The sequence below is a fragment of the Pseudocitrobacter cyperus genome (genome assembly GCF_039889165.1).
GTDB lineage: Bacteria > Pseudomonadota > Gammaproteobacteria > Enterobacterales > Enterobacteriaceae > Pseudocitrobacter > Pseudocitrobacter cyperus.
The window spans coordinates 1,636,423-1,649,526 of sequence record NZ_JAYMYY010000001.1 but is presented as its reverse complement, the minus strand read 5'-3'; the positions used below and the strand labels follow the sequence as shown (position 1 = coordinate 1,649,526).

Here is a 13,104-nt window from a genome sequence, read left to right as displayed (position 1 = left end):
CGTTGTGGCACAGGAATATAGTGTTGAACAATTGAACCATGGCCGTAAAGTCTGGGACTTTATGCGCTGGGACTACTGGGCTTTCGGTATCTCTGGCCTGCTGTTGGTCGCCGCCATTGTGATTATGGGTGTGCGCGGCTTTAACTGGGGGCTCGATTTCACCGGCGGTACGGTTATCGAAATCACGCTGGAAAAACCGGCTGAAATTGATGTGATGCGCGAAGCGCTGCAGAAGGCGGGCTTTGAAGAGCCGCAGTTGCAGAACTTTGGCAGCAGCCACGACATCATGGTTCGCATGCCGCCGACTGAAGGCGAAAATGGCGGCCAGGTGCTGGGTAGCCAGGTTCTGAAGGTGATTAACGAATCTACCGATCAGAACGCGGCGGTGAAACGTATCGAGTTCGTTGGGCCAAGCGTGGGGGCTGACCTTGCGCAAACCGGTGCGATGGCGCTGATTGTGGCGCTGATTTCTATCCTCGTTTACGTCGGTTTCCGCTTTGAGTGGAGACTGGCTGCGGGTGTGGTTATCGCGCTGGCGCACGACGTGGTTATCACCCTGGGCGTGCTGTCGCTGTTCCATATTGAGATTGACCTGACTATCGTGGCGTCGCTGATGTCCGTTATCGGTTACTCACTGAACGACAGCATCGTGGTCTCTGACCGTATTCGTGAAAACTTCCGCAAAATTCGTCGCGGGACGCCTTACGAAATCTTTAACGTGTCACTGACCCAGACGCTGCACCGTACGTTGATTACCTCCGGTACGACGTTAGTAGTTATTCTGATGCTGTACCTCTTCGGTGGGCCGGTACTGGAAGGCTTCTCACTGACCATGCTGATTGGTGTCTCTATCGGTACGGCTTCATCCATCTACGTTGCGTCTGCACTGGCGCTGAAACTGGGTATGAAGCGCGAGCACATGCTGCAGCAGAAAGTCGAAAAAGAAGGGGCGGATCAACCGTCAATTCTGCCGTAAAACGACTTTCCCGTCAGAATCGGAATCCCGGTCGCAAGGCCGGGATTTTTTTATTACAGCCTCGCCAATATTGGTTACTCTCCGTGGATGGCTTTTGACATGGAGTAATGCCAGTGACTTTTAATCTTGATCTGCAAACTGTCCCGCAACCCGCCGTCTGGCATCAACTTCCCTCCGTCCCCCTGAGCGATGACACGCTGCACGAGCGCAAAGCTAAAATCCTGGCCGGAATGCAATCCCGGGGGCTGGATACGCTGGTGATTTATGCCGACAAGGAGCACGGCGGCAATTTTGAGTATCTCACCGGGTTTATTCCGCGCTTTGAAGAGGCGCTGCTGGTATTGCACAGCGACGGTGATGCCGTGCTGGTGCTCGGTAATGAAAACCTGAAACTGGCCGCTCATGCACGGCTGCAAAACCGCGTGGTGCACGCTCCGTGGTTTTCGCTGCCCAACCAGCCAATGGAGTCTCAACAATCGCTGCCGGATGTGCTGAAAAGCGCCGGAATTATTGCCGGAAAACAGATTGGGCTGGTGGGTTGGAAACTGTTTACAGGTGCGCATGATGAGTCCTGGAAGATGTTCGACCTCCCGTCTTTTATCGTTGAGGCTGTCCGTCAGGCGGCAGGGCCAGATGCCACGCTGTGTAACGCCACCGGTATTTTCATCTCGCCAGAGCATGGCGCGCGAACGGTCAATAACGCCAATGAACTGGCGCACTATGAATTTGGCGCAAACCTGGCCTCGACGGCGATTCTTGACGCCCTGAATGCAATCGCGCCAGGGAAAACCGAAAAGCAAATAGGCGCGCTGCTGGCAGCCCAGGGGCAGCCGAATAACGTGGTGATGATCGCTGCGACGGGCGATCGCTTTGCGTATGCCAATCTCTATCCGGGTGACAAACGCATTCAGCGCGGCGATAAATTCTCGCTCACCACCAGCTACAAAGGCGGCTTAAGCAGCCGCGCGGCGTATGTGGTGGCAGATGAACGCGAACTGGCACCTGAAGTGGCGGATTATCTCGATGTTGTGGCGAAACCTTACTATCGCGCCGTTGTGACCTGGCTTACTCATATCCACCCAGGCATGTTGGGGGGCGAGATGTATGCGCTGATTGAACAGGTACTGCCGAAAGCGGAGTATCACTGGCATCTTAATCCCGGCCATCTGGTGGCGGATGAAGAGTGGCTGTGCTCGCCGATTGGCCCGGACTCTACCGCACCGCTGCGCAGCGGCATGCTCTTGCAGATTGATATTATCCCTTCCCGTGCGGGTTATGCCGGGGCGAGTATTGAAGACACCGTCGCGCTGGCGGATAAAGCGCTGCGTGATGAACTCGCACAGGCTTATCCCGAATTGTGGAACCGCGTGTTAATGCGTCGCCATTACATCAAAGAGCATTTAGGTATCGGCCTGCCGGACGAGGTACTGCCTTTCTCGAATACGGTGGGATATCTGCGCCCCTGGCTACTCGACCCAACGCGAGCGTTGGTGTGTACAGAGTGATAAACTGACAATAATCTTTAATTTTATGACCAGGTAATTATGGCTATCATCCCTAAAAACTACGCACGGCTGGAAAACGGCTACCGTGAAAAAGCCCTGAAACTGTTTCCGTGGGTCTGCGGGCGTTGCTCGCGCGAGTTTGTTTACTCGAACCTGCGTGAGTTAACGGTTCACCACATGGATCACGACCACACTAATAACCCGGAGGATGGCAGCAACTGGGAGTTGCTGTGTCTGTTCTGCCACGATCACGAGCATTCAAAATACACTGAAGCGGATCAATACGGTTCGACGGTGATCGCCGGGGAAGACGCGCAGAAAGACGTGGGCGAGGCGAAGTACAATCCCTTTGCCGATTTGAAGGCAATGATGGACAAGAAGAAGTAAGAAAAAAGCACCGACGTGGAGAACGTTCGGTGCTTTTTTTGGGCTGAATGGCGGCTGTACCGCCATCCGGCAAACAGCTAAATCAGAAGTTGTAACCTGCCACGAAGTACCAGCCGAAGCCGTTGGATTTAATCGGCTCAGCCTGCCATACCGGCTCGTCGCCATCTTTCCACTGACCACCGTTGTGGAAGTAACGCGCAACCACAGAGTAGTGCCAGTGATCGTAATTCAGCGCCAGAATGTGACTGGAGGCGATGGAGTTGCTGGTACGGTACTGGTCGTCGCCCAGGTCTGAACCCCAGTCAAAGTTGGTGAAGCCGATGTAGCTCAGCTTACCGCCCCACAGATCAGTAATCGGTACGAAGTATTTAATTTTGAAACGGTAGCCATCCCACTCATTCTCGTTGGATGCGCCATAGTTCTGCCACTGGTATTTGGCATAGACGTTCAGAGACAGCCCCATCGGCAGGCCGGTATCGATATCGGTACCCAGACCCATATACCAGGTGCTCTGGCGGCCTTCGCTGTTACGGCCCATATCGTAGATATAGTTGTTAGCGAAGTACCACTCTTTGAACGGGCCAAAGCTCAGATCGGTATTGGTCAGTTTATCGATAGAGAAACGCGGCTCGATTTCCATAAACAGCGGAGAACCGTGGTTCCAGATACCGCGGGAGTTGCTGTCGCCACCAAAGAAACGCGGCGCATCAACGTAACCGTAGAAATCGAACCAATCTTTTTTAGCGAAGGCTTCATATTCCAGATAGGTGTCGTTGCGAAGCGTAGGCCCGAAGCGGGTGTGATAGCTACCCACTACGTTAACGCTTTGATGCCACCAGTCGGACAGATATTGCGGTTTGTCGTTTTCTGCTGCACCGGCAGTGAAAGACGCGGAGAGTGCAACGAAGGCACTGGCTGCTAATAATGTTTTTTTCATAATTTTGCCACTGATAAAAAATCCCTAACGGGAATGAAAGTAAGCGTCGAAGCTTTTCAAAATGTTTCGTATCTCTGCGTGCCTATTATAAGAATCATTGCTCACAATTATCAGTTACAGGTCACACATTTTTCATATGCGTAATCGATTGCGTTCACGTTTGCGTAGATTAAACGGCGGCGATTCTCGCTGGTATAGCAACAATTGGCAATCTTAAATTGGTAAAATATGAATTGGGGGGAGGGTAAGCGAGATGTCAGGCGCCAGCGCAAGGGGGCTGCTGGCGCAGATGAGTGACTTTATTGCGCAGTGACTGGCTGAATATCGTGAATGCGCACGAAGCCCAGTTGATCCGGCGAGATACCGTTTAGCTGCAACGGAATGTCGACATCGCTGGGCGCAAGAATGCTGGCCGGCGCATTGATCAACTGATTCTGTACGTTAACTTCCTGGAAGCTGTCCGTCGTTCCCTGAATCTGACCGTACTCTACGGTACCGCTAAACGCAGGCAGCGCATCATTTGATTCGCCCTGAATACGCAGCGTTACCGCGGTGCCCTGTGCATTTGGCGCGATGTTGCGTAACGACATGCGCAGCGTACCAATCTGACTCTTCAGCAGGGCAGGCGTGTTGGAACCTGGAATGATATAAACCCCGCTGGCAGATTTCGCATTTAATGCGTTCTGCTGGGTGATTTTTACCGTCTCCTTGTTCAGCTTATTCATCTCCTGATTCAGCGTACTGATGCTTTCATGCATCTGGTTGACCTCGGCTTGCTGTGCGCAGGCAGTCAGGCTAAAGAGGCTTCCCAGTACGGCAATTCTTAGGTAACGTCTTGTCATTATGTCTGTTTCCTTATGGTCGGGATCGCGTAATGGTAGATCGCAAATGGGATTCTGGCATCGATCCATTGTCTCAAAAACGCTCTTCCTTTGTTGTCGGCCCATATCAGGGTAAAATAGGTCTCTGTAACCACCTCATAGTCAGGACGATGTATGCACTGCCCATTCTGTCTCGCCGTAGATACTAAAGTGATCGACTCTCGTCTGGTTGGCGAGGGTTCTTCCGTTCGCCGCCGTCGGCAATGCCTGGTTTGCAACGAACGTTTCACCACCTTCGAAGTGGCTGAACTGGTTATGCCCCGCGTGGTGAAAAGCAATGATGTACGCGAACCGTTCAATGAAGACAAACTGCGTAGCGGCATGCTACGAGCGCTGGAGAAGCGCCCGGTCAGCGCCGATGACGTTGAAATGGCGATTAATCATATAAAATCACACCTGCGCGCCACCGGAGAACGTGAAGTGCCGAGCAAGCTGCTGGGCAATCTGGTGATGGAGCAGTTGAAAAAGCTCGATAAAGTCGCCTACATCCGTTTCGCATCGGTATATCGTAGTTTCGAAGATATCAAAGAGTTCGGCGAAGAGATCGCCCGCCTACAGGACTAAATCATGCAGGACGAACTGTACATGGCGCGCGCGCTGAAACTTGCGGCGCGCGGTCGTTTCACCACCCACCCGAACCCTCGCGTAGGGTGCGTGATAGTCAATCAGGGCGAAATCGTTGGCGAAGGTTTTCACTACCGTGCGGGTGAGCCCCATGCGGAAGTGCATGCGCTGCGCATGGCGGGCGAGAAAGCCAAAGGTGCGACGGCGTACGTGACGCTTGAACCCTGTAGCCATCATGGGCGCACGCCGCCGTGCTGCGATGCGCTGATAGCTGCAGGCGTTTCCCGTGTGGTCGCCGCCATGCAGGATCCCAATCCGCAGGTGGCCGGGCGCGGGCTTTATCGCCTGCAACAGGCGGGTATTGACGTCAGCCACGGCCTGATGATGAGTGAGGCGGAGGCGCTGAATAAAGGTTTCCTGAAACGTATGCGCACCGGTTTCCCGTATGTTCAGCTTAAGCTTGGCGCATCGCTTGACGGACGCACCGCGATGGCGAGCGGCGAAAGCCAGTGGATAACCTCTCCTCAGGCGCGCCGCGACGTGCAGCGTCTGCGCGCTGAAAGCCATGCCATTCTTACCAGCAGCGCCACGGTGCTGGCCGATGACCCGGCGCTAACCGTGCGCTGGGAAGAACTCAATGCCGACGCCCAGGCGCTTTATCCGCAGGAAAATCTGCGCCAGCCAGTGCGCATTGTGGTGGATAGCCAGAACCGCGTCACGCCGGAGCACCGCATCGTCCGGCAGCCGGGCGAAACCTGGTTTGCCCGCACGAATGGCGATGAGCGTCACTGGCCGGAGGGCGTGAAATCTATCATGCTCCCGGAGCACAATGGCCATGTCGACCTGGTATTATTGATGATGCAGCTTGGCAAACAGCAAATTAACAGCATCTGGGTGGAAGCCGGGCCGAACCTTGCCGGCGCGCTGATTCAGGCCGGTTTAGTTGACGAGCTTATTGTTTACGTAGCACCTAAACTATTAGGCAGCGACGCGCGTGGATTATGTGTTCTGCCGGGGCTTGAGAAACTGGCCGACGCCCCCCATTTCAAATTCAACGAGATACGCCATGTAGGCCCGGATATTTGCCTGCATTTGACGAATGCGTGATGCCTCCTGAAAAGGGAAGCAGCGCACAGAATATTATGATAAAATCCGCCCCCCTGCGGGGCAAATGAACCCAAAGGAAGAGTATGAACATTATTGAAGCTAACGTTGCTACCCCGGACGCTCGCGTCGCCATCACCATTGCGCGTTTCAACAACTTTATCAACGACAGCCTGCTGGAAGGTGCGATTGACGCCCTGAAACGCATCGGTCAGGTCAAAGATGAAAACATTACCGTTGTTTGGGTGCCTGGCGCTTATGAACTGCCACTGGCGGCTGGCGCGCTGGCAAAAACCGGTAAATACGACGCGGTGATTGCGCTGGGTACGGTTATCCGTGGCGGTACTGCACACTTCGAATATGTCGCTGGCGGGGCAAGCAATGGCCTGGCGCACGTCGCTCAGGACAGCGAAATCCCGGTAGCCTTTGGTGTTCTCACCACTGAAAGTATTGAACAAGCCATCGAACGCGCTGGCACCAAAGCCGGTAACAAAGGTGCAGAAGCTGCACTGACCGCGCTTGAAATGATCAACGTATTGAAAGCCATTAAGGCCTGATTTTTTTGTAAGGGGAATTCCGTGAAACCTGCTGCTCGTCGCCGCGCCCGTGAGTGTGCCGTTCAGGCACTATACTCCTGGCAGTTGTCCCAGAACGACATCGCCGATGTTGAATACCAGTTCCTGGCGGAACAGGACGTCAAAGATGTAGACGTAATGTACTTCCGTGAACTGCTGTCCGGGGTGGCGACTAACAGCGCGTACCTCGATGGATTGATGAAACCTTATCTGTCTCGTCTGCTTGATGAGCTGGGTCAGGTAGAAAAAGCGGTGCTGCGTATCGCCCTGTTCGAACTCTCTAAGCGTGATGATGTGCCTTATAAAGTGGCCATCAACGAAGCTATCGAACTGGCGAAAACCTTTGGCGCTGAAGACAGCCACAAGTTTGTCAACGGCGTACTGGATAAAGCAGCTCCTGCAATCCGCCCCAAGAAAAAGTAATCTGCAGGCCGGTGCGAGTGCGGTTTTTACCGCGTTCCCCGGCCTTGTTTTATTCTCCTGCAGAGGCATAACGTATGGCATGCGGCGAATTTTCCCTGATTGCCCGTTATTTTGACCGCGTAAGAAGCGCCCGCTTTGATGTTGAAACCGGAATCGGCGACGACTGCGCGTTGCTCAATATTCCCGAAAAACAGACACTGGCAATCAGTACCGACACTCTAGTGTCCGGCATTCACTTTCTCCCTGATATCGATCCTACCGATCTGGCGTATAAAGCGCTGGCGGTAAACGTGAGCGATCTCGCGGCGATGGGCGCAGACCCGGCATGGCTGACCCTGGCGCTGGCGCTGCCGTCGGTGGATGAAAGCTGGCTTCAGGCGTTCAGTGATAGCTTGTTTGAACAACTCGATTACTACGATATGCAGTTGATTGGCGGCGACACCACTAAGGGTCCGCTTTCCATGACGCTGGGTATTCACGGCTACGTCCCTGTCGGCAGGGCGCTGAAGCGCTCGGGCGCCAAACCGGGTGACTGGATTTACGTCACCGGTACGCCGGGGGATAGCGCTGCCGGGCTGGCGATTTTACAAAACCGCCTGACGGTAGGCGATGAAGCGGATAACGCGTATCTGGTTAAACGTCACCTGCGCCCGACGCCGCGCGTGTTACAAGGGCAGGCGTTGCGTGACCTGGCAAGTTCGGCGATTGATCTCTCTGATGGGCTGGTCTCCGACCTCGGTCATATTCTGAAAGCCAGCGAATGCGGCGCGCGAATCGACCTTGATGCACTCCCTTATTCTGAGGCGATGCAACGCCACGTTGATGTCGAACAGGCGATGTGCTGGGCGCTTTCGGGCGGAGAAGATTACGAGCTGTGCTTCACCGTACCGGAACTTAACCGTGGCGCGCTGGACGTGGCGTTAGGGCACCTCGGTGTGCCATTTACCTGCATCGGCCAGATGAGCGCTGACGTAGACGGAATGCATTTTCAACGCGGCGGCGACGTCGTGACGTTCGACTATAAGGGATTCGATCACTTTGGCTAGCAAAGACGTGGCGAAAAGCCGTCTCAATTTACGCAACCCCTGGCATCTGCTGGCGGTCGGTTTCGGTAGCGGCTTAAGCCCGATTGTGCCGGGGACAATGGGCTCGCTGGCTGCGATCCCCTTCTGGTATCTGATGACCTTCCTGCCGTGGCAGCTCTATTCGCTGGTGGTGATGCTGAGCATCTGTATCGGCGTGTATTTGTGTCACCAGACGGCAAAAGACATGGGCGTCCATGACCACGGCAGCATCGTATGGGATGAGTTCGTCGGCATGTGGATTACGTTGATGGCGCTGCCGACGATGGACTGGCAGTGGGTCGCCGCCGGGTTTGTGATTTTCCGTATTCTCGATATGTGGAAACCCTGGCCGATTCGCTGGTTCGACCGCAACGTTCACGGCGGCATGGGGATTATGGTGGATGACATTGTCGCCGGGGTGATTTCGGCGGGGATATTGTATTTTATCGGGCATCATTGGCCGATTGGGATAATTTAGGGTTGCGTGGGGGGGGCCCTCACCCCGGCCCTCTCCCGAAGGGAGAGGGTGAAAATCTGAACAGGTCGTGAATAAATCTGCGGTCTGTTCCCTCTCCCTGTGGGAGAGGGGTAGGGTGAGGGGGGCCTTACTTAAACCCCACCACCGGATGCGGCTGATATGGCGTTTCCAGCTCCGCAATCTGTTCCGGCTTCAGCGTTAAATCTACCGCATTCAACAACTCATCTAGTTGCTCTTCCCGCGATGTGCCGATAATCGGCGCCGCCACTCCCGGTTTGCTCAACAGCCACGCCAGCGCTGTTTGGGCGCGGGTAGCACCAAGATCGTCCGCTACGTGCGCCAGCCGATCTGCAATTTGCGCATCATTCTCTTCGGTAGTGCTGTAGAGCGTGTTACCAAACTCATCGGACACCAGCCGCGCGGTGGTTTCTCCCCACGGACGTGTTAAGCGTCCACGCGCCAGCGGGCTCCAGGGGATCACCGCCACGCCTTCGCGGTTGCACAGCGGCAGCATCTCATTCTCTTCTTCACGGTAAATCAGATTGTAGTGATCCTGCATGGTGACAAACGGTGCCCAGCCATGCTGTTTTTGTAGCGCCAGCGCGTGGGCAAACTGACGGGCGTGCATTGAGGACGCGCCGATATAGCGTGCTTTCCCCGCTTTGACCACATCGTTTAACGCTTCCAGCGTCTCTTCAATCGGCGTGCTGTAATCCCAGCGGTGAATTTGCAGCAGGTCGACGTACTCCATCCCCAGGCGTTTCAGGCTGTCATCGATGGAGCGCAGAATTTGCGCGCGGGAAAGTCCTTCTGCCAGGTCGCCGACCTGATGATAAACCTTGGTGGCGACCACGACCTCTTCACGGCGGGCGAAATCGCGCAGGGCGCGGCCTACTATCTCTTCGCTGCTGCCGTCGGAATAGCTGTTGGCGGTGTCGAAAAAATTAATGCCGCCTTCAAGGGCGCGCTGGATGATAGGGCGGCTGCTCTCTTCGGGTAGGGTCCAGGCGTGTTTGCCCCGATCCGGTTCGCCAAAGGTCATGCAGCCCAGGCAAAGACGGGAAACCCGAAGGTCGGTGTGTCCTAAGAGGTTGTATTGCATGGTTCCGCTCCTGCTTTAAGATATACCTTTAAGCATAGCAGGAGCGGAGAGGAGGGTTATGCCAGCCAGCTCGCGATTTTCGCTTCGATACCTGCCGCGTCAAGACCGAGGTCGGCGCGGATCTCTTCCTGAGTGCCCTGCGGAATAAAGAAGTCCGGCAGGCCAAGGTTGAGTACCGGAACGACTTTACGATGCGCCATCAGCACTTCATTCACGCCGCTGCCTGCGCCGCCCATAATGGCGTTCTCTTCCAGCGTCACCAGCACGTCATGCTGCGCCGCCATCTCCAGAATCAGGCTCTCATCAAGCGGTTTCACAAAGCGCATATCGACCAGCGTCGCGTTGAGGTTTTCTGCCACAATCGCCGCGTCCGCCAGCAGGGTACCGAAGTTCAGAATGGCGATTTTCTCACCCTGACGTTTCACTATGCCTTTGCCCAGCGGCAGTTTCTCCAGCGGCTGAAGTTCAGCGCCGGTGCCGCAGCCGCGCGGATAACGCACAGCGCTCGGGCCGTCGTTGTAGTGATAGCCGGTATACAGCATCTGGCGACATTCGTTTTCGTCGCTCGGCGTCATGATCACCATCTCCGGGATGCAGCGCAGGAACGAGAGATCAAACGCGCCCTGGTGCGTCTGCCCGTCAGCGCCAACAATCCCCGCGCGGTCGATGGCGAACATCACCGGCAGTTTCTGGATAGCCACATCATGGATAACCTGATCGTAGGCGCGTTGCAGGAAGGTGGAGTAAATCGCCACAACCGGCTTGTTGCCGCCAATCGCCAGCCCCGCGGCGAAAGTCACCGCGTGCTGTTCGGCAATCGCTACGTCAAAGTACTGGTCGGGGAATTTTTTCGAAAACTCGACCATACCGGAGCCTTCGCGCATCGCAGGCGTTACCGCCATTAACTTGCGGTCTCTGGCCGCCGTTTCGCACAGCCAGTCGCCGAATATTTTCGAATAAGAGGGCAGGCCGCCGCTGCTTTTCGGTAACTTTCCGCTGGTATGGTCAAATTTTGGCACCGCATGGAAAGTGATGGGATCTTTTTCGGCGGGCTCATAGCCGCGCCCTTTCTTGGTCATGATGTGCAGGAACTGCGGGCCTTTCAGGTCGCGCATGTTCTTCAGGGTATTCACCAGCCCAAGCACATCGTGGCCGTCGACCGGGCCGATGTAGTTAAAGCCCAGTTCTTCAAACAGCGTACCCGGCACCACCATCCCTTTGATGTGTTCTTCGGTGCGCTTAAGCAGTTCTTTAATCGGCGGTACGCCGGAGAACACTTTTTTGCCGCCTTCGCGCAGGGAGGAGTAAAGCTTGCCGGAAAGCAGTTGCGCCAGGTGGTTATTCAGCGCGCCGACGTTCTCGGAAATGGACATCTCGTTGTCATTCAGCACTACCAGCATGTCCGGTTTGATATCGCCCGCGTGATTCATCGCTTCAAACGCCATGCCAGCGGTGATTGCGCCATCGCCAATGACGCAGACGGTGCGGCGCTGCTTCTCTTCGCGCTCGGCCGCCACGGCAATGCCAATTCCGGCGGAAATGGAGGTGGAGGAGTGGCCGACGCTTAAGACATCAAATTCACTTTCACCACGCCATGGGAATGGATGCAGGCCGCCTTTCTGACGGATAGTGCCAATTTTATCGCGACGCCCGGTCAGGATTTTATGCGGATAGGCCTGGTGGCCAACGTCCCAGATTAGCTGATCGAACGGCGTATTGTAGACATAGTGCAGCGCCACGGTGAGCTCCACCGTGCCAAGCCCGGAGGCGAAGTGTCCGCTGGAACGGCTCACGCTGTCGAGCAGGTAACGACGCAATTCATCGCACAGCTTCGGCAGGCTCTCTTTTGGCAGCAGGCGCAACTCCTGAGTGGAATCGACCAACGCCAGGGTCGGGTATTTGGCAATATCAAAACTCATCAGAGACTCATTTATTGTTTATTTGTCGCGCAGGATGATGTAGTTCGCCAGCGCTTCCAGTGCAGTAGTATCCAGTGACTGTTCAGCCAGTACAGTTAACGACTGACGGGCCTCTTCAATAAGGTCACGGGCTTTCGTGCGGGCTTGCTCAAGACCCAGCAGTGCGGGATAGGTGCTCTTGCCTAATTGCTGATCGGCACCCTGGCGCTTTCCGAGGGTCGCAGTATCGCCCACCACATCCAGAATGTCATCCTGAACCTGGAATGCCAGGCCGATGCATTCCGCGTACTTATCCAGCAGTGGCAGGGCGCTGCGGCCTTTCTCGCCCGCGCTCAGTGCGCCTAAACGCACGGCGGCGCGAATTAACGCACCGGTTTTATGACGGTGAATACGCTCAAGCGCTGCCAGATCAACATGTTTACCTTCTGCATCGAGATCCAGCGCCTGGCCGCCGCACATTCCGGCGACGCCGCTGGCCTGTGCCAGCTCAGAAACCATCGCCAGACGATCGCTGTCCGACACATTGGTCATTGGCGCATCACTCAGTATAGAAAACGCCAGCGTTTGCAGGGCATCACCCGCCAGAATGGCATTCGCTTCGCCAAATTTAACGTGGCAGGTTGGCATACCGCGACGCAGGTCATCATCGTCCATTGCCGGAAGGTCATCATGCATTAGCGAATAGGCGTGAATGCACTCGACGGCGGCAGCGGGGGCATCCAGCGTTTGCTTATCGACGCCAAACATTTCCCCGGTGGCGTACACCAGAAAAGGACGCAGGCGTTTGCCACCTAATAATGCGCCATATTGCATCGCTTCAACCAGCGGAGTGTTCTGAAAGGGCTGAGGCTCAATAAAGCGTCGCAACGCGCTATTGGCGTGTTCGACGCAGGCATTTAGCTGCTGCGAAAAATCCATTTATTCGTTGTCCGGCGTAAAGGGGGTAAGCGGTGCGTCGTCGTTATCGGCCAGCAGTATTTGAACACGCTGTTCCGCCTGTTGCAGTTTGGCCTGCCCCTGCCGCGCCAGTTGTACGCCGCGCTCGAACTCGTTTAGCGCCTCTTCCAGAGGAAGGTCGCCGCTTTCGAGGCGATTGACGATCTGCTCCAGATCGCTGAGTGCAGTCTCGAAACTGGCCGGGGCTTCATTTTTCTTTGGCATAGTGAATGATTAGCTCTGTTTATATCGC

General features: G+C 55.3%; 15 protein-coding genes. 9 read left to right on the top strand and 6 right to left on the bottom strand.

From position 1 onward, the window contains the following. The first annotated feature begins 4 nt into the window (after positions 1–4). The 3 genes from secF to yajD all read left to right on the top strand — a co-directional run bounded on the left by secF (position 5) and on the right by yajD (position 2,868). The gene (gene secF / locus VSR74_RS08030) at positions 5–976 is read left to right on the top strand and encodes a protein translocase subunit SecF (RefSeq protein WP_347794170.1); all 972 of its coding nucleotides are present in this window, start codon (positions 5–7) and stop codon (positions 974–976) included. A gap of 107 nt (positions 977–1,083) precedes the next feature. Beyond that, positions 1,084–2,481, top strand: a complete 1,398-nt coding sequence (locus VSR74_RS08025; RefSeq protein WP_347794169.1) for a M24 family metallopeptidase — start codon at positions 1,084–1,086, stop codon at positions 2,479–2,481. Positions 2,482–2,520: 39 nt separating this feature from the next. Beyond that, positions 2,521–2,868, top strand: a complete 348-nt coding sequence (gene yajD, locus VSR74_RS08020; RefSeq protein WP_347794168.1) for an HNH nuclease YajD — start codon at positions 2,521–2,523, stop codon at positions 2,866–2,868. A gap of 82 nt (positions 2,869–2,950) precedes the next feature. Here yajD and VSR74_RS08015 read toward each other — a convergent pair whose 3' ends face one another. Both VSR74_RS08015 and VSR74_RS08010 read right to left on the bottom strand, forming a co-directional pair. Next, positions 2,951–3,805 (bottom strand): nucleoside-specific channel-forming protein Tsx, encoded by an 855-nt coding sequence (locus tag VSR74_RS08015; protein ID WP_347794167.1) that lies wholly within the window; start codon positions 3,803–3,805, stop codon positions 2,951–2,953. A gap of 299 nt (positions 3,806–4,104) precedes the next feature. Then, positions 4,105–4,647 carry a SadB/YajI family lipoprotein gene (locus tag VSR74_RS08010; RefSeq protein ID WP_347794166.1) on the bottom strand — a complete coding sequence of 181 codons (543 nt, stop codon included), beginning with the start codon at positions 4,645–4,647 and terminating at the stop codon, positions 4,105–4,107. Between the two features lie 153 nt (positions 4,648–4,800). Between VSR74_RS08010 and nrdR the strand changes: the two genes are divergently transcribed. The 6 genes from nrdR to pgpA all read left to right on the top strand — a co-directional run bounded on the left by nrdR (position 4,801) and on the right by pgpA (position 8,894). Next, positions 4,801–5,250, top strand: coding sequence for a transcriptional regulator NrdR (nrdR, locus tag VSR74_RS08005; RefSeq protein WP_015965607.1), 450 nt, complete (start codon positions 4,801–4,803; stop codon positions 5,248–5,250). A gap of 3 nt (positions 5,251–5,253) precedes the next feature. Further along, positions 5,254–6,357: a bifunctional diaminohydroxyphosphoribosylaminopyrimidine deaminase/5-amino-6-(5-phosphoribosylamino)uracil reductase RibD gene (ribD, locus tag VSR74_RS08000; RefSeq protein WP_347794165.1), complete on the top strand. Its 1,104-nt coding sequence runs from the start codon at positions 5,254–5,256 to the stop codon at positions 6,355–6,357. Positions 6,358–6,440: 83 nt separating this feature from the next. Further along, complete coding sequence (gene ribH / locus VSR74_RS07995) at positions 6,441–6,911, top strand: 6,7-dimethyl-8-ribityllumazine synthase (protein WP_001021161.1); 471 nt, start codon at positions 6,441–6,443, stop codon at positions 6,909–6,911. A 21-nt stretch (positions 6,912–6,932) separates the two neighbouring features. Then, on the top strand, positions 6,933–7,352 hold the full coding sequence (nusB, locus tag VSR74_RS07990; RefSeq protein ID WP_108474816.1) for a transcription antitermination factor NusB: 420 nt from the start codon (positions 6,933–6,935) through the stop codon (positions 7,350–7,352). 74 nt (positions 7,353–7,426) lie between these two features. Further along, positions 7,427–8,398, top strand: coding sequence for a thiamine-phosphate kinase (gene thiL / locus VSR74_RS07985; RefSeq protein ID WP_347794164.1), 972 nt, complete (start codon positions 7,427–7,429; stop codon positions 8,396–8,398). Continuing rightward, positions 8,391–8,894 (top strand): phosphatidylglycerophosphatase A, encoded by a 504-nt coding sequence (pgpA, locus tag VSR74_RS07980; RefSeq protein ID WP_233503880.1) that lies wholly within the window; start codon positions 8,391–8,393, stop codon positions 8,892–8,894. Before thiL ends, pgpA begins: the two co-directional genes overlap by 8 nt. Positions 8,895–9,021: 127 nt before the next feature. Here the strand turns inward: pgpA and VSR74_RS07975 are convergent, their stop codons facing one another. From VSR74_RS07975 to xseB, 4 genes are read right to left on the bottom strand one after another with little or no spacing between them, the layout of a single operon-like run. After that, positions 9,022–9,996 (bottom strand): aldo/keto reductase, encoded by a 975-nt coding sequence (locus tag VSR74_RS07975; protein ID WP_347794163.1) that lies wholly within the window; start codon positions 9,994–9,996, stop codon positions 9,022–9,024. A 56-nt stretch (positions 9,997–10,052) separates the two neighbouring features. After that, on the bottom strand, positions 10,053–11,915 hold the full coding sequence (gene dxs / locus VSR74_RS07970) for a 1-deoxy-D-xylulose-5-phosphate synthase (protein ID WP_347794162.1): 1,863 nt from the start codon (positions 11,913–11,915) through the stop codon (positions 10,053–10,055). An 18-nt stretch (positions 11,916–11,933) separates the two neighbouring features. Beyond that, the gene (gene ispA / locus VSR74_RS07965; RefSeq protein WP_347794161.1) at positions 11,934–12,833 is read right to left on the bottom strand and encodes a (2E,6E)-farnesyl diphosphate synthase; all 900 of its coding nucleotides are present in this window, start codon (positions 12,831–12,833) and stop codon (positions 11,934–11,936) included. After that, on the bottom strand, positions 12,834–13,076 hold the full coding sequence (gene xseB / locus VSR74_RS07960) for an exodeoxyribonuclease VII small subunit (RefSeq protein ID WP_347794160.1): 243 nt from the start codon (positions 13,074–13,076) through the stop codon (positions 12,834–12,836). Between the last annotated feature and the right edge of the window lie 28 nt (positions 13,077–13,104).